Here is a 25,515-nt window from a genome sequence, read left to right as displayed (position 1 = left end):
CCAAAACTGTGGGACAGCAGTGGCTCAATGAGCGGCTTTTTTGTTTCATGGCTATCACCAACAAGCGTGGCTTACTTACCACCCTTAAGAACGTGTTGAATACGCATCTGGGTTTCTGGCGTTGCCAGCAGATCAGTGAACGCATCCATCTCCGCTTTTACTGCAGTATTCAGACGCTCTTGATGTCCTTCTGCACGGCCGAGCGCCTTGATTGCCTTCAGTGACCCCTGGTGATTCTTCAGAAGCTCAGCAGCAGTGGCCATCGCAGTTTCAAGAGCTTTGCCATCCTCAACTGCGGCATTCAGGAGGCCCCATTTCTCAGCTTCAGCGGCAGAGAAGAAGCGACCGGTAAGCAGCAGGTCTGCCGCGTTTTTAGGGCCGATCGCTTCAGCCAGCATCACAGAAGAACCGCCTTCCGCAGCAACACCAATTTTGGCAAACGGCAGACTGTAGCGGATGCTCTTACCAGCGTAAGCCAGATCGGCGTGCAACAGCAGGTTTGCACCGATACCGACAGCAACACCTTCCTGCGCAAGAATCAGCGGCTTCTCCAGGCCACCCAGGGTATCGAAAATACCGGCGACACCATCGCGTACACCTTCGAGATCACCGTCGGTCAGCAGATCACGAAGATCATTGCCCGCTGTAAACTTACCTTCTGCGCCCGTCATCACGATGACAGACACAGCATCATCGGCATCTGCTGATTGCAGCGCAGCAATGATGTCCTTATAGGTCTGAACACGAATTGCGTTCAACACCTTAGGGCGATTGATCGAAATAACCGCGATGCGATCGTTAACCTGATACTCGATATCCTGATACATAAGAAACCCTGACAGAAAGACCTTAAAGAGACTGGATCATGGCAAAGGGTGCCGACAAGAGCAATGATCAAAGGTAACATCGCAATGATCGAATGTGTGCATTATGTGAAACCTGCGAAGGCGCCTGAATGTAAAGATAGTATGGATATCCATACAGTATATTTTGGAGTTATCGAACAAAACTGGCACGCTTTACATTCGCGCTTGCGCGTTTTGCCGGTGGGTAGTACGGTAAACATTAAATGAATCAAAGGCTTACAAACTTGGTTTACAAGTTTATGTGCGCACGATTATCGAAATAACAGGCGTGCGCGTTTTTCTGGAAGGGAGCTTCGAGTTATGGAAGATTCTTCAATGAAGTCAGTGAGTTACCCTGGAAAGCTCGAAAGAGTGTTCCAGGATAAATGCGCACGCACACTAATAAGCTAATGAAATGGACACCCCTCCCTTACACTGAAACTTCAGTTTCTTCGCGGGAGGTGGTTTATGGAACAGCTAAGAGTGATAGGAGTCGACCTGGCAAAGTCGGTGATTCAAATTCATGGCAGCGATAGCAGAGGGAAATGCTTAATTCGTAAAAAGCTTCGACGTAATCAGTTGTTACCATTTATGGCTAAGTTACCTCGTTGCTTAGTCGGGATGGAAGCTTGTGGCGGTTCTCATTACTGGGCTAGAGAAATAAAGCAGCTTGGCCATGATGTGAAATTAATACCGCCGCAATTTGTGAAGCCTTACGTAAAAACGAATAAAACTGACGTTGCGGATGCAGAAGCAATCTGTGAGGCGGTTGATCGGCCAACAATGAGGTTTGTGCCAATAAAAGGTCCAGAGCAACAAGCAGTACTGCTTTTGCATCGAGAGCGGGAAGGGTTGATAAAGGAGCGGACGGCAGTAATTAATCGCATACGCTCATCCTTTTCCGAATTTGGAGTGGCGATTCCTGCAGGACCGAAGCGGTTGAGGCAATGGTTGTCAGATTCATATGGAGATGTTGAAAATGACTTGCCATCAACACTTAATCGCCTGATGCTTCGGATGATCGATCGGTTAAATTATATTGAATCGGAGATCGGTGATCTTGATAAGGAAATCAATGATCAAAATAAGTCTGATGAACGCTGTAAACGATTAATTGAAGTTCCTGGTGTTGGTCGGTTGGCAGCTTCGGCGATAGTAGCAAGCGTCGGTGATGCGAAAGAATTTCGATCAGGGCGAGAATTCGCAGCTTGGTTGGGGCTGGTCCCCAGACAATATTCAAGTGGCGGGAAGCAAAATTTACAAGGCATCAGCAAGAGAGGTGATGCTTATATTCGTAAGATGCTGATCCATGGTGCCAGAGCCGTAATTCGTCATATGAACAGGAATAATGCTCCGGTAGATTGGCTTGAAGATCTTATGAGGCGTCGTCACCACAATGTAGTCATCGTGGCGTTGGCGAACAAACTAGCAAGAACGATCTGGGCTTTGCTGAGCAAGGAACAGAGTTACAAAAGGTATGAAGACACCGTAGTTGCGTAAGTGAAATCAGATGTCTAACAGGTAGGACCGCAATCCGGAAACTCTGTTCCTAACTACGTTCTTCGGGAACGATAAACTGATAAGAACCGGGTTGGCGAAGTTCATCAAGGATCTGGCCCTAGGCCAATTGGAATCCGAATAGATGGCTGCACTACACCAAAGGCAGATTTCGCTTGCACAATGAGGGGTGTCCATAGATGTTAAGCTTGGTTGTTGCGTGATGCGCAACATGCTATTGTTCCCTCATGATTAAATCATTCCGTCACAAAGGACTGAAACGGTTCTACTCGACTGGCAACATATCTGGCATCCAGCCGGATCACGCCAAGAAACTGCGTATGCAGTTGACTGCTTTGGAAACTGCTACGTCGGTGGACGACATGGACATCCCAGGCTTTCGGCTTCACCCATTGAAGGGGAAAGACAAGGGTCGGTGGTCGATTCGGGTTAACGGAAATTGGCGCATGACGTTCGAATTTCAGGACGGCAACGCCTACATTCTTGATTATGAGGACTATCACTGATGACTATGCATAATCCGCCGCATCCAGGTGAGTTCATTCGGGAGGTGTACCTGGAGCCTTTCGGTATCAGTTCCCGTCAGCTGGCTTCCAGTCTGGGCGTATCACCTTCTACTTTGTCTCGGCTGCTCAAAGGGGATAGTGGTATTAGCCCGGAAATGTCGCTTCGGCTATCCAAGGTTCTCGGGCGTACACCTGAAAGCTGGTTGGCGATGCAGGATATGTACGATCTGTGGGTGGCCCGAAACACGGTCAACCTGGATGGAATCCATCCTTTGGACTTCGAAGCAGCTTAACCAGTGGCTGTTGTCGGACGCGCCTGCGCTGGCGCTCCGACACGCCGCAAAGCTTAGGCGTTAATAGTAAGGAAACTTTAGATGCCGCAATACAAACTCTATTATCTTTCAGATTGCGACGATGCAAACTGGCTTAGATGTGAAACAGAAACTGAAGTAGAAATTGGGGATATATTGCGCCTCTCATGTGGTTTCTTTCACGTGGTATGTGCAATGAAGCAGCTAAAAAAGGAGATTCGACTTGATGTATCTAAGTCGTGCCAATCGCCAGAAGAGGCACTCTTGGTTGCAGAGCAGCATGGGGATTATCCAAAGCCTGGAAGTGAGCCTAAGCTATCTCCAAATGTCTTCGGTGTAAACGAAGTTAGAAAGGTCTGATCTATGCCAATCGAACCTTATTTCTCATCTGAAGTAGAGGCCAAGCGCGAAGCACTTCGGCTTTACAACACCAAGTACCTCAACAGTACCGGCGGGTTAGACTCTAGAGACGAGATTACAGAGGGGTTGGTTTTCTTTCTGTGGCTTGAACAGAATCACCCTAATGTACTCAGCTTCCCGTACAGCGGGAATAAAGAGCAGCTTGTCAAAACATGGATAGGTTGTGCTTAGTACTATTAACAAGCGGCCGTTGAGGCCACTGAAAAACGTGGCGGGATGCGCAAAAAACGCGCGCCCAAAGGCCGGGCGTTATGTGAGTTTTGAGCATGTACGATTTATTGCAAAACGTAATCCGGATATCGCCGTTACTTGTACTGATAATTTTATTTGTTCGCTTGAATGGCAAGAAATGGTATTGGCGTTCGTTTTTCGTCGTAGTCGTGGGTTGGGTAGCCTTTGCTGTATCAACCAACGTCTATTGGTGGTATTCATTCAACTATGCACCAAATGAATATGTGCGAACGTATGTTGCTCTAAAAGATGGAGCTCCACGTATATTTGGTACTTTCTTTGGCTGGGCTATAGCGTTGGTTTTTCTTTTCGTCGCTGAGATTGTTAGAGCTATAGCAATTTTTGGTTCTAGGTTTTTTAAACTCAACGGCAAATAATTCACGTAACGATCAACAGCATTAGCCACACTACATTACTGGGTCGAATTACAGTCATGATTGAAATGGTCGAGTTTTCAGGAGCATTTAGACTGGAAGCAACTCTAGCTATGAAAGCGGGGCAACTAGAAAATATCAGTAAGAGAGTGGAGTCGGTATTCCCTCTCAAGAACCATTAACAAACCGCTGAAATTTTTTATAGCCAAAGAAAGCGTGGCCGCCAGATTTTCTTTTTACGCTCGCTTCCCACCAGGAAAGTTTGACCTACCAATACCGACTGAAAGGAAAATTTTCGAGTATTATGAAATCGATTCTTAGAATTGCTGGTTTAGTTGGGGCTATTTCGTTTGTTTTATTCTTCGCAGTCCGCTTATATGCGGGTTGTTGTGGCGAAGTGCCTACTTCAGCTCAATGGTACGCCGCCAGCTTTGAAAGCATGCTCATGTCATTTCTGGATTCATACTGGTTACTAGTTTTTTTTCTGTGTGCCTGGCTCGGAATCTTAGCAAAATTAAGCTCAAACAGCGGCTGGAAGACCCTTTCTGAGAAGTACGGTATCAAAAGGCTGACAGGGGATCGCTCACAATTCCGAGCGATTAGTGGATATGTTGGGGAGGTCCGCTGCGATGGGTCATTGAAAATCGCGGTCACTACTCAAGGCCTTTACCTTAAAGTTCTCTTCCTATTCAAATTCGGTCACAAGGATCTTTTTATACCGTGGAGTGACATTACTATAAGTGTCGAAAAGAGAGGGCTGCTACCTGCAAAAGCACCTTTATTTCTGAGTCGTTTGATGGGGAGGCTTTTGCACAGCACTTATCTGAGAGTTCACCTTCAACACTTTCCTAACCAGAAACTCATACTAGAAGTACCAGATAGTCTCTTAACCCATATCCCTTCAGAGATCATGGAATCAACCGCAAAGCAGCTTTCGTAAGCCCACCACTGCAACACTGAGTGCCATCTTAAGCCAGTGTTTGACCTGAGATGTGATTCAGGCATTCTTTAGGCTGAGTTTTACAGCAACGTTTTTATGCGAGGCCATCATGAGCGAACCCGTAGCAGAGCCAAAGAAAGCCGAAGAATCCACCGACTGGGATGAGCTGTCATTCCTGGATGATATGGAGTTAGGTGAGATCGATCCTGAGTCCTATCAGGAGCAGGAAGACGATGGCTGCGAAGGCGGCGCCTGTAAGATCTGACGTAGCTTTGCACTTCTCCGTCTGCCCTGCGGTACAGACGGTCTGCTATAGTCGGCGTTCTGTTCTGGGACGCCACTATGCTTGATACCACCCATGCTTGATAAAGCCGTACAGGATGCCCTGATTCTTTGGGCAACCATTGATCCTATTGGCACGCTTGCCATATTTTCTGCCTTAACTGCGGGCATGTCTGTCACCCAGCGTCGTAAAACCGCGACCCGTGCTGTGCTGTATGCTGGCGGCGTTCTGATTGGTTCGTTGGTGATTGGTCAGGTACTTCTGACAGCCATGGGCATCAGTTTGCTGTCGTTCCAGTTGGGGGGTGGCATTATCCTCTTCCTGTTCGGTTTGCAGATGATCTTTACCGACAACGATCAGAGTTCGGGTAAAGAGCCTGACCATAATGTGGCCATTTTCCCGATTGCGATCCCAGCCACGGCAACCCCCGGCGCTATTCTTGCGGTGATTCTGCTAACCGATAACCAGATCTACCCGATTGCTCAGCAATTGGTGACGGGGCTTATTGTCGTAGCAACGCTGGCTATTACCTGGGTGATGATGTTTTTCTCAGACCGTATTCTTGCAGTGATTGGCAGTGGTGGTGCGTCTCTGCTGACGAAGATCATGGGCATGATTCTGGCGGCCTTATCCGTTCAGTTGGTGATGAACGCCATTGGTGTCGAGCAATGGGCAAATGTCGGCCCCTGATACGAGCCACTGTATCTGAACGAATAGACTCATAGCGCCATTCGTTGGCATTGTTAACCAGTAACAGGCCAGCATGCGTTTGCTGCGATTCAGAATATTGTAAGCTGGTTTTCAGTTTATTTTCTGATCAGCAGGGACGCCGCTATGACATCAAGAACAATCCATAAGATGCGCACCTTTATCGGTGTGTTGACTACTACCCTACTCCTTTCTGCCTGCAGCCATAACGGTATCTACCGTGGCAATTATTCGGACGAGTGTACCTTCAAGAAGGAAGGCGACTGCGCCGGGAACGCGCTTCAGATTGGCGGAACCGGCACAGACTATGAGTATCGCCTTGGCTTTATTGAGTACGATGATCAGGGCCAGCTATGGGCCCGCGAACAACAGGATTCGGTACTCGACCGCTACCTGAGGCTAGCAGGGATGCAGGATGTCATTGTGCTGACCTTTATCCATGGCTGGCATCATAGTGCCGAACCCGGCGATACCAATGTGGCTGAGTTCCGCGACATGCTGGCCTCGGTGTCGGCACAGGAAGCCGCCTCCAGCGCTCAGCACAATCGCGACCGCAGACCCGTGTTGGGGGTTTATATTGGTTGGCGTGGCGATTCTCTGGCGATCCCATTTGTGAATCACACGACCTTCTGGGACCGGAAAGCCACCGCTCACGAAGTCGGCCGTAAAGGCGTGACCGAAGCCTTGCTCCGCTTAGAAGAGCTGGTAAACGTAAGAAACACGTTTAAAGATGGCGAGCCACCGTCCACCAGCCGGCTTGTCGTCATAGGACACAGCTTCGGCGGTGCCGTGGTCTACAGCTCTTTGCAGAAAATCCTCAACGACCGCTTTATTAATTCGCGCAAGGGGAAAAACTTTGGAGGCAACGCAGAGGGCTTCGGCGATATGGTGATTCTGATGAACCCAGCATTTGAAGCATTGCGGTTTTCGTCGTTGCTGGAATTATCACAAGAACGATGCCGGGGTTATTTCCCCGGTCAGCTGCCTAAGCTCGCCGTGTTGACGTCTGAGACAGATCTGGCAACAAAATGGGCGTTTCCGGCGGGTCGGTTTTTCTCAACCCTGAACGAGCGGCACCGTGATATGGAGCGCTACGAGTGCCCGAAACCCGGCATGGTGAATCATAAGCCGGTAACCATTCCACAATGGAGCGCCGATAAGAACACCATCGGCCACTTTGAGCCTTACCACACGCATTATTTAAAGCCGCCGAAAGAGAACGCACCCACGACCTTTGATCTGGAGCGCGCGTATTTCGAGTGGTCAGCGCATGATCCGGAGCAACCGGATATCTACACCACGGCCGATCTGTTCAGTAAGCAACGCACCACAGCCCGGAACCCTTATATGAATATCATTGTCGATGAAGCGCTGATGGACGGGCACAACGATATCTGGGGTGATCAGATCATTGGTTTTATCAGTGAGTTGATTACCGTCTCGACCACTCCGCAAGAAGTTTATGAAAAATTATTAAAAGACTGATAGGTTAGAAACCGGCTTATCTGTAACTCAACAGGAGACTTTTATGCGTCGTACCGCAACCCTTCTGGGCACCACTCTGGCACTGATGTCAGGTACTGCTCTGGCTGACGATTTTGCTGTTTCAAGTGACACCTTTGCCGACGGCAGCACCCTGGCGAATACTCAAGTGTTTAAAGGCTTTGGCTGTGAAGGGGAAAATATCTCTCCTGACCTGAGCTGGACCGCAGGCCCTGAGGGCACCAAAAGTTATGTTGTGAATGTGTATGACCCGGATGCACCGACGGGCTCGGGTTGGTGGCACTGGATTGTTTATAACATCCCGGCGGATGTTACGACTCTGCCAACCAATGCGGGCGTGACCGGTGGTGAAAACCTGCCTGATGGCGCCGTGCATGGTCGCTCAGATTTTGGCACTTACGGTTTCGGTGGCGCATGTCCGCCCGTGGGTGATGACCCTCATCGCTACATCTTCACCGTTCACGCCCTGTCTGTTGAGAAGCTGGACCTGCCCAAAGACGCCAGCGCCGCTCTGATCGGCTATATGGTGAATGCCAACACTATCGAGAAAACCTCGATCACGGGTATGTATGGCCGTTAATCGGTGAGTGTCAGACTCTATTGCAGCCTGCTAATGGCCTCTGCGCTGTTGGCCGGCTGCTCGGGTTTTCAGGCATTACCTGGCCCGGGCAATCAAAGCAGCGCACAGTTCGAAAATCCGGATGTGCGCTCTCGTCTCTACGATGAATACCAGCAATGGCAGGGTACGCCCCATCGCCTTGGTGGTTTATCAGAGCGTGGGATTGATTGCTCAGGGCTGGTGTACGTGACGTTTCGTGATGAATTTAATACCCAACTGCCGCGCAGCACCCGCCAACAATCCAGCCAGGGTGTTCCGGTTTCGCGACACTCGTTGCGCTCCGGGGATCTGGTATTTTTTGATACGGGCGTGAACTCCCGGCATGTCGGCATCTATATTGAGCAGGATAAATTTCTTCATGTGTCGAGCAGTCGCGGGGTTATGGTCTCGTATCTGACCTCCGATTACTGGAAGAAGCGCTTTACTCACGCCCGACGAGTGCCCATACACTAGCCTGTTCAGACATAGCAGCCCTGCGGCATTTCTGATAATTTGTCGCCTCTCGTAAATTCGTATTTATTCTTACTTTTATAAGCCCATATTTTGAGGACGCTCATGACCGATTTCGCCAAAGCCAAGTCTGAATTTCTGGATTCACTGACCACCGATGAGCATATGTTTGCGTCGACACTGGCGTTTATCGAAGGCTGGTACGATTTCACGCCGACGGCGTTTAATAACGGTGGCGTGATCAACAGCGCAGACCAGAATCAGGGCAGCGCTAAGGTTTTTGCTCTGAGCCAGTTGCTGGAACTCGATAAAGAAACCACTCTGCGCCTGTTCGGCGAACACTACCGTGATGTGCTGGCCACGCCTGACGTGGATAACCACCACAACCTGCGTCGCGTTCTGCGCGAAGGCACCGATAACATCACCTTCGATCAGTTTCCGCTGAAGGCGAAGGCATGAACCGTCTGGTCAATAGCCTGCAACAAGCGACCTGGGCACAGCGCCTGGGCCTGCTGCTTGCCATTGCCAGCTATGTGGTGCTCTGGCCTGGAGTTACCGAGCCCATCATGACGATTAAGGCCAGCGTGAATATGTTTGGCCTGAAGGCAGAACTGTTCAACGAAACCCGTTCCATCTGGGAGACGGTAACGTCTCTGAATGAACAGGGTTATGCCCTGGTGGCGTTTCTGATTGTGACCTTCAGTGTGGTTATCCCGGTACTGAAAGGCCTGACCATTCTGTTCACTTGGCTGTGGCCCAGCGATCTGCGCTGGCGCGTTGTCGCCGCGATCAGCAAGTGGTCGATGGTCGATGTGTTTGTGGTCGGTATTCTGGTGGCATTTTTAACCGCCAAAGCGACCGCTGAAATGCAGGCGACGCTGCTCGATGGTTTCTGGTGGTTTCTGAGCTTCTGTATTCTGTCGATTATCTCTGGCCAGCTGCTTGCGCAACATCGCTTGCCGAAATAGCCGGGCTTATATGAACCCGCCTGCCCCGCTAACGTTATTCAGATAACGTCTATACTGGAAGTCAACGATATAAATCCCAGAGGCTTCCAGTGACCATCATTCCGCTGAACCATATTCTTCTTAAAAGCCCGTTGCTGGCTGACGACATACTGAAGGAGCTGACACTGGGCGCGCGCTTTGAAGATCTGGCCGCTGAGCATTCTGCGTGCCCATCGGGTTCAAACAAGGGGTTTGCCGGGAATCACGATGTGGATGATCTCCCGGAAGAAATGATTCAGGCCATGCAGGAATACGATGGCAGCAGCCCATGGATTGGCCCGGTGAAGACGCATTACGGATTTCATATCATCCGCCCTGCCGGCCAGATTGAGGAACTGCGCGAGCGCATCGATGACCTTCAGGTCACCGATGCTGCCTACGAAGAAAACAAAACCGAAGAAAATAAAGTCGAAGAAGACAAGCCGGAAAACGACCCGCAGGAAGAAGATTAATCCGGAGTCAACGCCCGTACTAACGCTTCCGACGCAGAGGCCGCGCCATAACAGGTCTGCACAAACTCCAGCTCCCCCCAGCATTCGAAACGCAGTCGCGGAAGGCTGATACGCCAATGCTGATCTGAGCTGCTCAGGCAGGTCAGACCTTCGGTAAACTCATCGCCCAGCCAGTCAAAGTCGTACTCCGACCATAACCGGAACACCGCAAAGGTGCGCGGCGCCGACAGAAAATCCCGATGCACTTCGTACACCAGCCAGTGCGGCGATACTTCATCACCCCGGGCAATCAGCAGGCAATTATCGGCCTGATCATTAAGATCAGGCGTTGGTAATTTACTCATAGTCTCTCACAGGTACCTACTGTCATTCGTCAGGCTGAATGCCAGCCAGATCACACAGCACATCAATAAACGCCTCACAGGCTACCACAGACGCGCTCTCATCCATGGTGTGATACCCGGTTGTCGGTATCTGCAGAGTCGTACCGTCTACCAGGCCGCCTGATGCCGAAATAATGCGGCCCATTTCAGTCGAACCCAGTGACTTCGGCGATTCGCCCTGCGCTTCCAGTGCTGCGTTCTGCGCCTGAATGTAGCTGTCTTTATACTGGTAACTGATGCCCATGCGCTCACAGGTGTCGGCCAGTTGCTGAGTCAGCTCTTCATTGAAGGGCGCGTTAGCATCCCGGTGACGCAGCGTCAGAGTGTGCTCACGCGCAGTAGGCACATCCGGAAACGGGCTGGTGTCGACCACCACCAGCTGGTTGGTTGAGCCACCAAAGCGACGGAACCATTCCAACAGATATCGCCAGCTACGACCAGCCTCTTCCTGCGCGGTAAAGAAGGCGGTGCCTTCAAATCCCAGTTCAAACAGGTACACCAGAATGGCCGCCGTAAGGACGTTATCCATCTGCCCAGTCACACTGTCATCGGTAATGCGCAGGTCATCCTGAAACGCGACCGGCGTACCGGCAACCACATGCTCCAGGCCTTCAAGTTCGAAGATCAGGTTATTACGGTGCGGGCACACGTACGTCTGGCGAATGCTGCCCCGGCCACGGTACATGCCCGACCAGGGCTCATAGGCAAAAACTTTCTCATCACCCATGCGGTCAACAATCAGCTGCATCAGTTCTTCAGAAACAGAATTACCCAGCAGGTCAGAGCGACCGCCTGACACAAAGGCCGCGTACTGAAACTCGTTCGGGCCTGTACAGATCAGGCCATGACGGTCGATGTGGGCCGACAGCATTAAAGAGTGCGGGCGCTTACCCTGCGCCACCAATACGCCTTCGTACCATTTCACGTCTGCTCCGCGTTCTTCCAGCGCTCGCTGCAATACCCGGAAAAACGAATGCTCTGCCCCTACCACAGACGGCGCACGCGCAAGGATGGTCAGAAGATCACGAAATGATTGAGATAACACGGCAGTCCGCCTCTGTAGGTACTGGTTGGTATGGTTAAGGTGCGCAGATAGTTGCACCTGTGCCGTTCGAGGTAAAACGAGATTTATTTATCGTGCAGATAAGAAAATGTTACTATCAGCGTTCTCTTAGGGGAGTAATCTGCCGTCACGGCCATTCAGGCTGCTGATTCTGGTGTCTGTATCAACATAATTGAGCCTCAAGCTCATGGTGCAGACGTCCCGTCATTGGGATTGATGAGACCTGAGATAACGACACAGTCGCTGGGCGATGCTGTGGCGTTGTCTTGTGCTCATCATCGCCCGGAATAGTTCTTATGTTTGATATTACAACCTTCAGCGCCTCGCCATTTCTTGCCTCTACCGTCGCTGTTGCCATCGCTGAAGTCGGCGACAAGACCCAGCTGTTGTCTCTGTTACTGGTTGCCCGTTTCCGCAATAAGTGGGCGATCATTGGCGGCATTCTCCTTGCCACACTGCTGAATCATGGGCTCTCGAGCTGGGGAGGTATCTGGCTTGGCGAAAATATGGACAACTGGCTATCTGGCAGAGTCGCCGACTATGTTCTGGCCGGGTCCTTTGCTCTGATGGCACTCTGGGTGCTGATTCCGGATAAAGAAGATGACGACGACGATAACTTCGCTAAGTACGGTGCCTTTATCGCCACTACGCTGCTGTTCTTTATTGCCGAAGTCGGAGATAAAACTCAGATAGCCACGGTGATTCTCGCCGCTGAATTTCAGAGTTTTTTCTGGGTTACCGCGGGCACCACGTTAGGCATGTTAATCGCGAATGCACCGGTAGTGATCTGGGGACAGTGGTTAATGGACCGATTACCGTTAGACCTGGCACGTCGCCTTACGGCTGTCGTATTCCTCAGTCTGGCGGCCTATACGCTTTTCAGTAGCTGACTCACTGATCGTTACGACAAAGTTTTCTCGTTGTACGCCGTGATTTCCGGCGGGTATAAACGCGCCTCGCTTATTTGGATACCCGCCCGTGAACGCCGTTATTAACAGTGCTGTGCCTGCTCGTTGCCTTCCTTTGCTGAATACCATCATGGATGCACTGCGTAGCGATGGTTATGTTGTCATCGACGACGCCCTCCCCGCTGCACTTGCAAACGCATTGCAGCAACGGGTTGCTGAGATAAAGAGAATCGGGGACCTTAAGCAGGCAGGCATCGGACGGCGTGATGATCACACAATTGCGCGCAGCATCCGCCAGGATTCGATTCACTGGCTGGACAGATCCGTAGCGTCAGAAACAGGTTGGCTCACGGCTATGGAGCATCTGCGTGGCTACGCTAACCGGGAGCTGCTGCTCGGGCTGTTTGAGTACGAGAGTCACTTTGCTCACTATCCACCGGGCGCGGGTTATAAAAAGCATTACGACGCGTTCAAAGGGCAGTCAAACCGTGTACTGAGTACTGTGTATTATCTGAACGAGAACTGGCAGCCCGGCGACGGTGGCGAACTCGCTATTTATGATGCTGAGGATCAGCTGATCACCAGGGTTCAGCCCGTGTTAAATCGTCTGGTGATTTTTCTCTCAGAAGAATTCCCACACGAAGTGCTGCCCGCAAAGAATCATCGCTACAGCATTGCCGGTTGGTTCCGCGTTAATAACAGCCGCGACATTCTCAGCCTACCCGCATGACCACGGCGCTCAGCGGGTAAACCGGTTACATAATTCTCTGGCAGCAGGCCTAACTTGAACTATCCTCAATGGATAGTCCCTGTTCTGTGGAGAAACGTATGAACTGGCGCGATCTGAGCCTCACACTGAAGTTACGTATACCTTTAGCCGTTATTGGCGTTCTTCTGATCATCCTCAGTGTGTTACAGCTAAATACTCTGAGTGGGGTAACCACTACATCCGAACTGATTAACGGTACCTACACCCCAGCTCTGAATAAAGTACTTAACGCTGACCGCGATCTGTATCAGGCTCAGATTGCTGAACGCACTCTGGCTTTCGGCGGCGACAACGAAGGCCTGAAGGCATCTCATAAAGAGAACCTGGACCAGGTCTATGATCGCCTCAATGCTGTCATCGACATGCAAGTGAATGACAAAACGCGGGTTCAGGCCGAAGCGTTTCTTGCCGCCTTCGAGAAGTGGCGTCCTAAATCAGAAAAAATGGTAGAGGACGTTACCTCGGGGCGAATTTCGTATGAACAGGCAGAGGCACTCAGTACAGGCGCGCTGGAAAAAGAATTTGAGGCCACCCGTGATATTCTGGATACCGTTGGTGAAAACCTGGCTGAATCTGCGGCGTCACTGCATGCTGAAGGCGTATCCTTGAATAAGGCCGCTCGCCGGAACCTACTGATTCTCACGCTTCTCTCTGTCGCGATTATCGTTGCTGTTATCGTATTCCTGCCGCCACTACTCACTCGTCCAATAAAACGAACCACCTCAGCGCTGGATAAGCTTGCCCGAGGCGAAGGCGATCTGACCCGCCGGCTCACGGTTGAAAGTAACGACGAAATTGGTGAAATGGCGAAGACCTTCAATAAATTCCTTGAGGGGATGCAAAGCCTGGTCACCAACGTACAGACAGTATCGACCCAGGTACGCGGGACCACAGAACAGCTCGAACAAGGTGCTCAGAAAAGTCAGGAAACCACGGCTCAGTTTGTTGCTGAGCTTGAACATGTGACTCACGCTAACCGTGAAATGGAACAGGCCATTGGCGAGGTCAGCCAGTCATCGACCCGTGTCGCCGAAGAAGCGACCAACGCTGAGAAACACGTCCGTGAAATCGCCGAACAATTCCGCAGTGCGGTTACTGATATTGCCGCCCTCGCCAGCAGCGTCAGTGAATCCGCCGGCGTTATCCGCGAACTGGAACAGGAAACCACAGGGATCGCCTCACTGCTTGATGTCATTAAAGGCATTGCTGAACAAACGAACTTGCTGGCTCTCAACGCTGCTATTGAGGCAGCCCGCGCGGGTGAGCAAGGTCGTGGTTTTGCGGTGGTTGCTGATGAAGTCCGGAGTCTGGCCAGCAAGACCCAGCAGGCGACCGAAGACATTAACAGCATGATCGATAAGCTACAGAGTGGTGTGAACCGCGCGGTTAACAGTATGCAGGGTGGCGAAGAGACCGCAGAACGTTCTGTAGAAACCGCACGGGCCTCAGAATCGAACATTGGCGAAGTATCGGGCTCTTTAGTACGGATTAAAGATCAGGTATTACAAGTGGCATCAGCCATTGAAGAGCAGACGTCGGTCATTAATAACATCAACCAGAACCTGGCAGAAGCACGTAATATGAGCCAGGAGAATCAGGCGAGTACACGCCAGCTGGTCGATTCTGTCAATGTGCTTGAACAGAACACCTCTGATATGCGCAAGAGCGTATCGAATTTCACCGTCTGATATTTTAAGAACGGTGACAAAAAAGGCAGCCATGGCTGCCTTTTTTATTGCGAGGATAACCGCAGATCAGGCGGTCAGGATGCCCACCCACGAAAGCGCACTGTGCGCTTTTGCCACACCGAAGATATAAACAAATACCACCAGCGCCAGAACAAACGCTTTTACGTTTACTTTCTTAATTGCGATCACACCCAGCACAACGTATGCAATCAGGCCCAGCAACTTGGCAGTAACCCATGCCGCTTCAAACGGATATTGGCTGAGGGTTACGCAAAGCGCACCGGCGGTAATAAGAAGCAAAGTATTGATGCCATGTGTAGCAATGTTCAAGGCTTTATTGCTGTTCAGCAGCGGCTTGTAATTAGCCAGCACAAAGCGGACGACGAAGAGAATAAATGATAAGTAGACAAATCCAATATGAGAGTGCTTCAGAGCCATGTACATGACGGATTTCCTTCAGTATTTAGTTATTTTAAATGGGGCCAGTCTGCATACGTGGCGGCAGAACAGCCGCGAAGCATAGCAGATGACCGGTGTAATGATACTTGATCAATATCAATAAGCGTGAGGCCGGACCTCAGACTTCCAACCAGAAGGTGACAGGGCCATCATTTACCAGAGAGACCTTCATATCGGCGCCAAACCGTCCGGTCCCCGTAGTTACCTTCTCACTGGCACGGCTGCAGAAGTACTCATACAAGGCGCTGGCGTCGTCCGGTGCCGCCGCCCCCGAAAATCCGGGGCGTGTGCCCTTTCGGGTATCTGCCGCCAGAGTAAACTGAGAAACAACCAGAAGATCACCATCAATATCGCTGATGCTACGGTTCATGCGCCCCTCATCATCCGGGAAGACCCGGTAGCGCAGAATTTTATCTAACAGGCGGTCAGCCTTCTCTTTGTCGTCTTCCTTCTGAACTCCAAGCAATACCAGTAAACCGCGCCCGGCACTGCCAATCACCTCGCCGTCGACACGAACACTTGCCTCAGACACCCTTTGTATCAAGCCAATCATTGAAAAACTCCCACTGAAATACCGCTGCGGTTTGCGGGCGCAGGATAGCGCGTTCTATACTCAGATCAAATACGTGCCTAAGCACCCGGAGATATGGATATGCGACACTCAATGACCACCTTGATCACTCTTTTAGCAACTGCGGTTGTTACAGTCTCCAGTGCGCTTCCTGCCACCGCTCAGACAAAGGTGTATATTACCCGGGATGCCGACGGCAACCCGGTATTCAGCGACCGCAAAAGCGCCGGCTCAGAAACCCATGTGGTTCAGGAGCTTCCATCCATGCCTGCGTTTAATGTCCCTCAGCCTGAGCGTCCTTCTGAAGAATCAGACGACGAGCCCGTCACACCGGCTTATACCAGCCTGAGTATTATCTCTCCGGCTGACGGCACTACCCTGCCCATTGGTGTAAATGGCGATGTCCGTATTTCAGGCGTGCTGACACCAGCGCTGCAGAAGAAAGACAGCATCGTACTGCTGGATGCAGGTATCGAGATCGCTCGCGGTAGCCAGACAAGCTTTCAGCTCGATAATCTGGACCGCGGCGAACATCGACTGCATATGGAAGTCAGAGGTCCTGACGGCGACGTGCGCATCAGCAGCCAGTCGATTACTCTTCATGTGAAACGGGCATCTTCCCTGGCTCGCTAAACCTCCCCCATCAAGGCCTACTTTCAGAGCCAGGACAAAATCAGATGAAGGCTAAAAAACCTTCTATACGGTCCAGAGCACTGACACAGGGCACCAAAACAACTCACCAACACCACCGCTCGCCCACATTTGGTGCATTAAAGGGTCTATTTTTCTTCATTTGAACACTCACGCAGCATGTCAGAAGCGACTCCGCGCCATTTATGTGCAAAACTCACTTCTGGCTCAATTATTGCTGAACTGAGTGCAAACGGAGATAGATATGCTCGCCAGCCCACACCTCAATCAACGCCTGATGGAACACCTGAATACTGGGGTTGTTCTGCTGGATGCTGATCTGAGTATTATTTTCATGAATCCCGCTGCCGAAGCCCTGCTTGAAGTCAGTGGCCAGCGTGGAAGAGGCGTTGAGTTCACCATGCTCGCCAGAGAGTCTGACGAAGCGACACAGGCCTTTCGTGATGCTCTGATCAATGGGCACTCTTACACCAAACGTGAAGCGACGATTGAGCTTCATAACCAACAGCAGGCGACTCTGGACTATAGCGTAAGTCCGTTATCACACCCTGAAACGCGACTGCCCTGCCTGCTGGTTGAACTGCAAGGGCGTGACCGCCTGATGCGTATCAGCCGCGAAGAGCAACTGATCGCCAAGCAGGAAACAACACGTAACCTGGTGCGCGGCCTGGCCCACGAGATTAAGAACCCACTCGGTGGGATTCGCGGCGCAGCCCAGCTACTTGAGCGTGAATTACCAACGGCCGATCTGGCCGAGTACACCAATATTATTATCGAAGAGGCAGACCGTCTTCGTGACCTCGTGGACCGGATGCTCGGCCCCCGTACTCTGCCTCAGACCGAACAAATTAATATTCACGAAGTTCTTGAGCGGGTATGCCAGCTCGTCGACGTTGAATCGGAACATCAGATTGAAATCGTCCGTGACTACGACCCATCTATTCCTGAAATGGAAGCGGATCGCGGTCAGATGGTTCAGGCTTTGCTGAATGTCTGCCGCAACGCGATGCAGGCGATGATGGAAAATCCAAACCCGGAGCGACCACCATCACTGACAATGAAAACCCGATCGATTCGCCAGTTTACGATTGGCCATCACCGTCACCGTCTCGTTGTTCGTGTTGATATTACTGATAACGGCCCTGGCATTCCTGAAGAGATTCAGGAGAGCCTTTTCTATCCGATGGTTACGGGACGCCCTGAAGGTACAGGCCTTGGCCTTTCGATCTCACAATCCATTATTAATCAGTGCGACGGCATCATTGAATTTGAATCCGAGCCCGGACGCACCACATTCTCAATTTATCTGCCTTTGGAACCACTATGAGCACTGTCTGGATCATTGATGACGATAAATCCATCCGCTGGGTTTTAGAAAAAGCACTGCAACAGGCGGGGATTGATACCAAAGTATTTGAGCAGGCTGAACCTGCACTCAATCAACTGAAAAAAGAGCATCCCAGCGCCATTATTACGGATATCCGCATGCCGGGTATGGATGGTCTCACGCTGTTGAAGCACGCAAACGAGGCACATCCTGATTTACCAGTCATCATTATGACAGCGCACTCTGACCTTGAGAGCGCGGTCAGCTCGTACCAGAGTGGTGCCTTCGAATATCTGCCAAAGCCTTTCGATGTCGACGAAGCGGTCAGCCTGATTCAACGTGCCATAGATCACTTCTCTGAAATTTCAGCACAGGCACCATCGGTTGAACCTGAGATGCCAACGCAGGAGATCATCGGTGAAGCGCCCGCAATGCAGGAAGTTTTCCGCGCCATTGGTCGTCTCTCGCAATCGAATATTACTGTTTTAATTAACGGTGAATCAGGCACGGGTAAAGAACTCGTCGCTCATGCACTTCATAAGCATAGCCCTCGTGCTCCTGAGCCTTTCATTGCTCTGAACATGGCTGCAATTCCCAAAGATCTGATCGAATCAGAGCTTTTTGGCCATGAAAAAGGCTCTTTCACCGGCGCTGGCGGCCAACGTCGTGGACGTTTTGAACAAGCTAACGGTGGCACCTTATTCCTCGACGAAATCGGTGATATGCCGGCTGACACCCAGACACGACTGCTTCGTGTACTGGCTGATGGTGAGTTTTACCGCGTAGGTGGTACGACACCGGTCAAGGTGAATGTGCGCATTATTGCTGCAACGCACCAGGACCTTGAAGGTTTGGTAAAAGACGGGAAATTCCGCGAAGATTTATTCCATCGTCTTAACGTTATCCGTATCCACCTGCCTCGTCTCGCCGATCGTCGTGAAGATATTCCGAAACTTCTGACGCACTTCCTGCAACGCGCAGCCGAAGAGCTTGAAGTAGAGACTAAGTCGCTGCGACCAGAAACCGAAGAGTTTTTGTCTACCCTGGACTGGCCGGGTAACGTCCGCCAACTCGAGAATACCTGTCGCTGGATCACTGTGATGGCATCTGGTCGCGAAGTGCTGGTAAAAGATCTGCCACCTGAGCTTCTGGAACAGAAAAGTGATATTCAGACCTCAGGTAACTGGGAACAGAATCTGCGTTTCTGGGCTGATCAACAGCTGGCCTCGGGCATGACGGATCTGCTTGATACCGCAGTTCCTATCTTTGAACGTATTATGATTGAGACCGCACTTAAGCATACCGCGGGTCGTCGTCGCGATGCCGCAAACCTGCTGGGATGGGGCCGGAACACCCTGACAAGAAAGATCAAAGAGCTGCAGATGGACACCGAAGATCATCATGACGATGATCATGGCGATGACTGACTATTTCAGCTGACCGCGACAAAACAACCGGGAGCCTATTACTCCCGGACTTCCCTGCGATATAAAATGCGTTCATGCCCACGGAAGACACCGAAGCTGACGGTTGATGAGGGCGATTCAAAACTACCATCTCCATCGTAATCGCCTCGTAACCACTGCGGGGCAGTGTAGCTCAGAGACGCATCACCTGTATCCGGTGTGCCGGGTACCAGTGTTGGGGCGAGTAAGGTAATTCCCTCGTTACCACTGCTACCCTCAGTTAACTGACCAGAGCTGGCAGTGATCTGACTGATGCCGTCTACAGAAGCATTGGCACTGTCCCAGACGGTACAGTCATCCTCTGTATTCTGTATATACCGACCATCTTGAAAATATTCTGTAATCAGCCTTACCGTCAGGTCGTGAGTCTCGGCACCAAAGGTATCCTGTAAACGCATACGGCCAAAGCGCATACTCACCCCGCTGCCATCGGGTGTGAAGTCAACGTTGGCAGACTGAGTTGCCTCGCCGTCAGTGACACCGGTAAGCGTAAATTGCAGCTCCGGAGAAAAAGGATTTATTTCAGCGTTTAAATCACGCACATAGGCGATGTTATCTAGTGGTGAAAAGACATACTCCATTACCCCAGGGCTACTTACCGTTAATGAGCCAGCCTGATAATCAGTAGTAGGAGAACCAGCCAAAGAGAGCGCCAGGCCATCGTTGCCCACAACACTCTGGTCGACTGACGGGAATGAAACTCCGTTAAATACGTCACCGGCCGATAAACGCATAAAAGCAGTGTCAGTATAATTCTGAGTAATCTCAGCATCGGCTGATGCGTTGTAGGCAGAAACAATGATTGCCGGTGCCACCAGCCATGAGAAAGATTGCCCGGTATAGCTATTTCCAGTACTACAAGCGCCAGAAAATACGCCAGAGTCTGCCACACTCACCTCAAAATACGCGGGAACAAACCGCCCCAGCGGCGCACTTGAGAAGGTGGCTAAATTGGTATCAGACAAGGTGCCGAGCGCTGCGCCAAAATACAAAGGCGGCGTTGCATTTAGAGTAAATACACCGCTTTCTCCTTGCGTAAGATTAATACTCGAAACGCCGCTGACGCTCGCAGGGTGAATATATTCAGCGGGTTCTAGTGTGCCATTTTGTCCGGCGGCTGGTGCGACAACGGTTGAAGACAAAGTAATCGGCGATCCTGAGCTGTAATTTGGTGTCGTGATGTTATCCAAACAGAAATCACTGTCGCTATCTGCTTCCCAGGCGACCGCACGAATATTAACCGGGAATGCCGCACCTGCGAGCGCAAACACTGGGCAGTCTTCATAAGGCTCGTTACAGACATTAGCTGGATCAATACACAGCCCCACCGGGCGCGCTACAAAGCTGGTTTGTCCATTCAGGATCAGTCCAGCATCAGCACCACTTCCGGTATAACTGGCAAACAGTGTTTTCTGCCCGGCGTCGTCGTAGTTAAAGGACGTCAGCGATGCGGTGCCAGAAGCATCAAAGGCGAGAGAGAGGCTTGTTGGGCTTACAGGCGAAGTGGACACATCAACGCCTGCAACTTGCACAGCTTTACTGCCAGAAGCTGGCGCGTTGTAACGGGTGTATATATCCACGGCCTTCGATACGTTTGCGAAAGCCGGCACACACTCAGGTGAGTTATCGCTCTTTCTGACTGCCTGTATAGTCGCCGAAGCGGGTCCTTTCGCGGATATAAAATCAGGAACACTGACTACAAAACCCGCATCGGCAAACGTCAGGTTACACGTCACAGATACGCTGCCGCCGTCCACCGAGCAGAGATTACTGCCCCCGACTTTTGCGGGCGAAGATGATGACACTCCAACAATCGCTGTACCAGGGACAGTCTGGCTAAGCTCAAAGCTACCGCTACCGCCCGACAGAGTTCGCGTATTGCCGCCGACCCACCCCGCTGGCAACAAGGTTATATTCACATCGTCGGTGTACAGACTGGAGCAAGTGCTGTCTGCGCATGCCAGAATATCAACCGTCTGGGGCTTGCAGGTTAAAGCGTCAGACTCATAGGATAACCGGAAATGATCCGGGCCAGCCGGTGGCAGATCCGCAGTGATCTCAATATCACTGACATACCAGTTATCACCGAGAAGATCGAAGAAACTGATCCCTCCGCCGGTCATGACATAACGTAACTGAAAATTATCGTGGTAAGCATCTGCAGGCAACGAGGCGGAATAGGAATAGCTATCTCCTATCGAGAGCAACCCAAGAAAGCCATAGTCTGCAACAAAGGTCGTCAGAGTCTGCCAGCCGCCGTTACTGCGCCGGTACTGAACAACTAAGTCTTCTCCCGGGTTAGGTGCCCTACCGATAAGTCCAAATCCGAGGCTGAATGGCACGTAGACATCGAAACTTATATCAACAGAGTCTGCTTCAGAGAAATCAAATGCCCGTGACTCGACTTCGACATAACCGTTACGAAGATTGAGTTCGCCCAGTGAATTAATCACCACCCGGGAAGTATTACTGGCAATCCAGTCTACACCGACAACGGCACTGTTGAGCAAATTAAACAGCACCGGAAGGGCAGCCACAGTTGAAGCGCACAGATAAAACAGTGCTGAAATGGCCCAGACTCTGGGCCGCACGCGAACCTGTTTTTTACGTAGGCGCATTTATCTCAACTCTTTTTTGTAGATAACCCGCTCGTGACCACGATAAACGCTGAAAGTCGACGTTGCGGATGGATCGTTGTTGAAGTTTCCATCACCATTAAAATCACCCTCCAGCCAGAAGGGTGCATCGTAGGTCACGGTGGCATCACCTGTGTCAGGAGTCCCTGCTACCGTGGTGGGCGCTGCTAATTCCAGACCATTGCTACCCGTCGTGCCCGAAGACACTGCCCCTGACCCCGGCAGGATCGAGCTTAAGCTATCCACACTGGCGTTAGCGCTGTTCCAGGTCGAACATGAATCAAAGGTATTAAGGACGTATTCACCATCAGCGAAATATTCCATAGACATGGGCAACGTCAGATTACTGTTTTCAGGGCCGTAACTGTCTTCAATTGTCATCCTGCCAAAGCGCATATCAACAGAGCTTCCATCGGGTGTGATATTTACCGTGTTATTTACATTCACCTCACCATCAGAGACTGCTGAGCCAATTTCAAAGACCAGATCGGGACTGAATGTAATTATTTCAGCATCGCTGTTGCGCAAATAGGCGAGGCTATCTGCTGCAGAGAATACATATTCCATTTGCCCTGCTGCCGAGACACTTATTGTCCCGTCGTTAAACTGTGTATCAGGCACACCAGAGAGCTGCAACCGGCTGCCGTCGTTACCATCCGTCGCATTGTCTTCCGTGGGATAGGTAATATTATCTGCGACGTTCGCCGCAGTCAGTCGACGGAAATCGTCGTGAGTATAATTTTCAGTCACTGCCTTGGGGCTTGCCCCATTATATGCGGTGAACGCGATTGTAGGAGCAATTAACCAGTCAAATGACTGACCGGTGTAAGTGTTACCCGTCGGGCAGGCTGGGGAAAACTCACCAATATCACTGGTCGAAGCTTCGAAGTGATCGGGTATGAAGCGACCGGTTGGTTGGCTTGTATAAGTAACCGGCGTCGTACTGGAGGTTGACCCAAGTGCGACACCAAAATATAAAGGTGGCGTTGCATCGAAGGTGAACACGCCAACTTCACTCTGCGCAAGTGCAATGGTGTTTGTTCCTCCCGAGCCACTTGAACCAACATGCGTATACGCTGTTGGAATCACTGAACCGGCGGCACCGGGAACAGGCGCCAGCAACCCCGACGACAACAGAATATTCCCGCCCGAGTTGTAATTCGGCGTCCCGCTATTCCCCGAGCAGAAATTGGAATCTCCGTCAGACTCCCAGGCGACAGCAGTAATATTGGCGTTAAAAGGAACCCCTGCCGTACCGAATACGCCACACGAAGCGTAAGGCAAACCGCAGCTACTGCCTGTATCAATACACATACCCGCTGGGCGCGAGATATACGAGTTACTACCTTCCATAATCAAGCCGAGATCGGCCCCTGTACCAACGTATCTCGCATACAGTGATTTCTGACCGGCATCGTAATAATTCAACGAAGGTAGCACTGCCTCACCATTACTATCGAAGTTCAGCGGCAGCGTTGTCGGCAATAGATTATTTCCTGATACCGCTACGCCGCCCAGACTTGTCGCCATGGTGCCAGAGGCAGGAATATCGTAACTCGTCCAGAAATCTACATTTTTAGTGACATTGGCAAAGGCCGGTACACATTGTGGCGCGTTATCGCTTTTGCGCACCGCCTGTATCGTCGCTACAGCCGTCCCCTTACCTGCAATAATATCCGGTACATCGACCAGAAAACCGGAGTCAGAAAAGGTCAGCGAACAAGATGGCGTAAAGGAGCCACTATCGATTGAGCAACGGTTAGTGGAACCTGTCATCAAAGGGACTGAAGAAACAACATCCAGATCAACTGTTCCGGCCGCGGTACGGGCCAGCGAGGCAACACCACTGCCACCCGTTATCGTAACGGCATTGCCTCCAACCCACCCTGTCGGTGATAAAACAATGTCGACAGGGTCTGTATACAGGCTTGAACAAGATGCGTCTTCGCACACCTGAATTGTTACGTCCTGCGGGTTGCAGGTCAGCGCCGCTGAATTATACGAAAGACGAAAATGGTGAACCGCAGATGAGGTATCATCGCGTGTACCTACATAGACATTATCAATGTGATAAAAGTCGTAACGCCTGAATATCGAAGTCGTGCCGTCAGCTTGATAAAACCTGAGCCTGAAGTTGCTGTGCAGGGCATCGTCAGGTACCCGAGCCTCATATCGGTATGCTTCGCCCGAATTTAATATCGAAGGATCATGGAAATCAATCGTACGCCACGTGCCATCAGGTAAATAAATCTGCACATACAATTCAGCCGCTGACGGGTCTTCACTGTCGTAATTCCCTGGCGTAATTGCATCCGTACCACTGAAGTTATCATCGCCGTAGCGAATCCAGTACTCCAACTCAACAAACGTCTCTCCTGACAAATCGATGCTGCGTGTAGTCGTGGCTCGCTCACCACAGCAGGTAAAAAAGCTACGAGTACCGGTCTCGGCGGTATGGTTGCTGATCTGAGAAGTGAAGTTGCCATCAAAAATGGTGACGTACCAATCAGGTATCGTCCCGCCAGGAGGTGGCGCAAGAAATAAGTCGCGTTCGAATTGATCTTCAAAAAGTAGGTAGCGCGTCGTCCCCACTTCAAAATCGGTTACTTTCAGATCATCAATATGCCAGAAGTCCCGACGGGTAAAAGAGCTTCCTGAGCCGTCAGCCTGATAAAAACGAAAACGGAAATTGCTGTGTAATCCTGCAACAGGAATTCTGGCATATACGTTATAAGTATCACCGCCAGATGAGCCGCCCCCCTCCCATAACTGTAAGGCCTGCCAACTACCATTATCCAACAGAACATCCAGTCGGAGATCGTCACCGCTTGAAGGCCATTCACTGTAGTCATCAGAACCGCTTCTTAGCCAGAAATTAACTTCAGCGTAGTTCGAAGCACTCAGGTCAATAGGGTCTGAAGTAACATAAACCTCGTCGCAGCATATAAACATACTGCGGGTTCCGGAATTAGCGATGTAAGTGCCAATGCCGGCCTCACCGCGAGAACCAATGGGTGTCACTGTGTATTTTTGCGGGCCGCCGTTCAGATTGCTCCGCTCGAAGTCGTCCGACCATAAATCGATGCGAGCCATGGCACTCATGGAGGTAAACAATAAAGACAGCAGCGCATATTTCAGCATAATATTCTTCCAGCTAACCTTTGGTTACGGCAAAACCTGCAGCACCTTGCTAAACCTTCCCGATATAACTAAATGATATTCTTCAGTTTGGCTTTTTCTATTCTTTCACAAAACGTCACGATGGACTGTATTAACCTCGTAATCACAGCGCTATGTAACGGCAATCTAGCTATAGGCGGGAGACACTACCGAGCCCGAACTTCTAGCGTTCGTGACGCCTGATCAAGTCCGGTGCCACAAGAACCCTGCGATATCAGGGTATAGAGATCTTCGCCATCGACGGTCA

Annotated in this window: 27 protein-coding genes and 1 riboswitch; of the genes, 20 read left to right on the top strand and 7 right to left on the bottom strand. The window is 50.9% G+C overall.

Annotation, left to right across the window (positions count from 1 at the left end; all coding sequences use genetic code 11):
• Positions 1–71 precede the first annotated feature (71 nt).
• Positions 72–827 carry an enoyl-CoA hydratase/isomerase family protein gene (locus tag B2067_RS13230; RefSeq protein WP_272969925.1) on the bottom strand — a complete coding sequence of 252 codons (756 nt, stop codon included), beginning with the start codon at positions 825–827 and terminating at the stop codon, positions 72–74.
• Between the two features lie 486 nt (positions 828–1,313).
• Between B2067_RS13230 and B2067_RS13225 the strand changes: the two genes are divergently transcribed.
• From B2067_RS13225 to B2067_RS13160, 14 genes are all read left to right on the top strand, one after another.
• The gene (locus tag B2067_RS13225; protein WP_301388744.1) at positions 1,314–2,345 is read left to right on the top strand and encodes an IS110 family transposase; all 1,032 of its coding nucleotides are present in this window, start codon (positions 1,314–1,316) and stop codon (positions 2,343–2,345) included.
• A gap of 245 nt (positions 2,346–2,590) precedes the next feature.
• Positions 2,591–2,869 carry a type II toxin-antitoxin system RelE/ParE family toxin gene (locus tag B2067_RS13220; protein ID WP_068436755.1) on the top strand — a complete coding sequence of 93 codons (279 nt, stop codon included), beginning with the start codon at positions 2,591–2,593 and terminating at the stop codon, positions 2,867–2,869.
• The gene (locus tag B2067_RS13215) at positions 2,869–3,162 is read left to right on the top strand and encodes a HigA family addiction module antitoxin (protein ID WP_068436756.1); all 294 of its coding nucleotides are present in this window, start codon (positions 2,869–2,871) and stop codon (positions 3,160–3,162) included. The genes B2067_RS13220 and B2067_RS13215 overlap by 1 nt, the downstream gene beginning before the upstream one ends.
• 81 nt (positions 3,163–3,243) lie before the next feature.
• The gene (locus tag B2067_RS13210) at positions 3,244–3,540 is read left to right on the top strand and encodes a hypothetical protein (RefSeq protein WP_068439392.1); all 297 of its coding nucleotides are present in this window, start codon (positions 3,244–3,246) and stop codon (positions 3,538–3,540) included.
• 3 nt (positions 3,541–3,543) lie between these two features.
• On the top strand, positions 3,544–3,771 hold the full coding sequence (locus B2067_RS13205; RefSeq protein WP_068438622.1) for a hypothetical protein: 228 nt from the start codon (positions 3,544–3,546) through the stop codon (positions 3,769–3,771).
• Positions 3,772–4,509: 738 nt separating this feature from the next.
• Positions 4,510–5,145: a hypothetical protein gene (locus B2067_RS13200; RefSeq protein ID WP_068439389.1), complete on the top strand. Its 636-nt coding sequence runs from the start codon at positions 4,510–4,512 to the stop codon at positions 5,143–5,145.
• A gap of 109 nt (positions 5,146–5,254) precedes the next feature.
• On the top strand, positions 5,255–5,410 hold the full coding sequence (locus tag B2067_RS13195; RefSeq protein ID WP_297533792.1) for a hypothetical protein: 156 nt from the start codon (positions 5,255–5,257) through the stop codon (positions 5,408–5,410).
• A gap of 93 nt (positions 5,411–5,503) precedes the next feature.
• The gene (locus tag B2067_RS13190; protein ID WP_301388742.1) at positions 5,504–6,118 is read left to right on the top strand and encodes a MarC family protein; all 615 of its coding nucleotides are present in this window, start codon (positions 5,504–5,506) and stop codon (positions 6,116–6,118) included.
• A 144-nt stretch (positions 6,119–6,262) separates the two neighbouring features.
• Complete coding sequence (locus B2067_RS13185) at positions 6,263–7,621, top strand: esterase (RefSeq protein ID WP_301388741.1); 1,359 nt, start codon at positions 6,263–6,265, stop codon at positions 7,619–7,621.
• Positions 7,622–7,664: 43 nt separating this feature from the next.
• Positions 7,665–8,219 carry a YbhB/YbcL family Raf kinase inhibitor-like protein gene (locus B2067_RS13180; RefSeq protein WP_301378201.1) on the top strand — a complete coding sequence of 185 codons (555 nt, stop codon included), beginning with the start codon at positions 7,665–7,667 and terminating at the stop codon, positions 8,217–8,219.
• A gap of 33 nt (positions 8,220–8,252) precedes the next feature.
• Positions 8,253–8,711, top strand: a complete 459-nt coding sequence (locus tag B2067_RS13175; RefSeq protein ID WP_301388740.1) for an NlpC/P60 family protein — start codon at positions 8,253–8,255, stop codon at positions 8,709–8,711.
• Between the two features lie 102 nt (positions 8,712–8,813).
• Positions 8,814–9,167 (top strand): HopJ type III effector protein, encoded by a 354-nt coding sequence (locus B2067_RS13170; RefSeq protein WP_068439383.1) that lies wholly within the window; start codon positions 8,814–8,816, stop codon positions 9,165–9,167.
• Entirely contained in the window at positions 9,164–9,676 is a 513-nt protein-coding gene (locus B2067_RS13165; protein ID WP_301388739.1) for a paraquat-inducible protein A, read from the top strand. Before B2067_RS13170 ends, B2067_RS13165 begins: the two co-directional genes overlap by 4 nt.
• An 89-nt stretch (positions 9,677–9,765) precedes the next feature.
• A complete protein-coding gene (locus B2067_RS13160) occupies positions 9,766–10,167 on the top strand; it encodes a peptidylprolyl isomerase (RefSeq protein WP_301388737.1) in 402 nt (133 codons plus the stop codon).
• Here the strand turns inward: B2067_RS13160 and B2067_RS13155 are convergent.
• A complete protein-coding gene (locus B2067_RS13155; RefSeq protein ID WP_068439377.1) occupies positions 10,164–10,511 on the bottom strand; it encodes a hypothetical protein in 348 nt (115 codons plus the stop codon). The two genes, B2067_RS13160 and B2067_RS13155, sit on opposite strands and share 4 nt — an antisense overlap.
• Before the next feature lie 22 nt (positions 10,512–10,533).
• Positions 10,534–11,595 (bottom strand): peptidase M42, encoded by a 1,062-nt coding sequence (locus tag B2067_RS13150; protein WP_297533803.1) that lies wholly within the window; start codon positions 11,593–11,595, stop codon positions 10,534–10,536.
• Positions 11,596–11,710: 115 nt separating this feature from the next.
• A riboswitch (yybP-ykoY riboswitch) is annotated at positions 11,711–11,898 on the top strand.
• An 11-nt stretch (positions 11,899–11,909) separates the two neighbouring features.
• Here B2067_RS13150 and B2067_RS13145 point away from each other — a divergent pair.
• From B2067_RS13145 to B2067_RS13135, 3 genes are all read left to right on the top strand, one after another.
• Positions 11,910–12,503, top strand: coding sequence for a TMEM165/GDT1 family protein (locus B2067_RS13145; protein WP_068439373.1), 594 nt, complete (start codon positions 11,910–11,912; stop codon positions 12,501–12,503).
• Between the two features lie 88 nt (positions 12,504–12,591).
• Positions 12,592–13,251, top strand: a complete 660-nt coding sequence (locus B2067_RS13140; protein WP_301388735.1) for a 2OG-Fe(II) oxygenase — start codon at positions 12,592–12,594, stop codon at positions 13,249–13,251.
• Positions 13,252–13,349: 98 nt separating this feature from the next.
• Entirely contained in the window at positions 13,350–14,978 is a 1,629-nt protein-coding gene (locus B2067_RS13135; protein WP_301388734.1) for a methyl-accepting chemotaxis protein, read from the top strand.
• A gap of 66 nt (positions 14,979–15,044) precedes the next feature.
• Here the strand turns inward: B2067_RS13135 and B2067_RS13130 are convergent, their stop codons facing one another.
• Positions 15,045–15,422 carry a SirB2 family protein gene (locus B2067_RS13130; protein WP_076516658.1) on the bottom strand — a complete coding sequence of 126 codons (378 nt, stop codon included), beginning with the start codon at positions 15,420–15,422 and terminating at the stop codon, positions 15,045–15,047.
• Between the two features lie 133 nt (positions 15,423–15,555).
• Positions 15,556–15,990, bottom strand: coding sequence for a D-aminoacyl-tRNA deacylase (gene dtd / locus B2067_RS13125; protein WP_068439365.1), 435 nt, complete (start codon positions 15,988–15,990; stop codon positions 15,556–15,558).
• A 99-nt stretch (positions 15,991–16,089) separates the two neighbouring features.
• Here dtd and B2067_RS13120 point away from each other — a divergent pair, with 99 nt between their 5' ends.
• The 3 genes from B2067_RS13120 to glnG all read left to right on the top strand — a co-directional run bounded on the left by B2067_RS13120 (position 16,090) and on the right by glnG (position 19,413).
• The gene (locus B2067_RS13120) at positions 16,090–16,641 is read left to right on the top strand and encodes a DUF4124 domain-containing protein (protein WP_175607909.1); all 552 of its coding nucleotides are present in this window, start codon (positions 16,090–16,092) and stop codon (positions 16,639–16,641) included.
• Positions 16,642–16,903: 262 nt separating this feature from the next.
• A complete protein-coding gene (glnL, locus tag B2067_RS13115) occupies positions 16,904–17,986 on the top strand; it encodes a nitrogen regulation protein NR(II) (protein ID WP_301388733.1) in 1,083 nt (360 codons plus the stop codon).
• Positions 17,983–19,413 carry a nitrogen regulation protein NR(I) gene (gene glnG, locus B2067_RS13110; RefSeq protein WP_068439358.1) on the top strand — a complete coding sequence of 477 codons (1,431 nt, stop codon included), beginning with the start codon at positions 17,983–17,985 and terminating at the stop codon, positions 19,411–19,413. The genes glnL and glnG overlap by 4 nt, the downstream gene beginning before the upstream one ends.
• A 38-nt stretch (positions 19,414–19,451) precedes the next feature.
• Here glnG and B2067_RS13105 read toward each other — a convergent pair whose 3' ends face one another.
• On the bottom strand, positions 19,452–22,070 hold the full coding sequence (locus tag B2067_RS13105) for a DUF6701 domain-containing protein (protein WP_301388731.1): 2,619 nt from the start codon (positions 22,068–22,070) through the stop codon (positions 19,452–19,454).
• Positions 22,071–25,229 (bottom strand): DUF6701 domain-containing protein, encoded by a 3,159-nt coding sequence (locus B2067_RS13100; RefSeq protein ID WP_301388729.1) that lies wholly within the window; start codon positions 25,227–25,229, stop codon positions 22,071–22,073. It abuts the gene before it with no gap.
• Positions 25,230–25,515 lie beyond the last annotated feature (286 nt).

It is taken from the genome of Thalassolituus sp. UBA2590 (assembly GCF_002339775.1).
In the GTDB taxonomy this organism is placed as follows: Bacteria; Pseudomonadota; Gammaproteobacteria; order Pseudomonadales; family Oceanobacteraceae; genus Thalassolituus.
The sequence above is the reverse complement of the archived record's forward strand: the minus strand, read 5'-3'. Positions and strand labels throughout refer to the sequence as shown.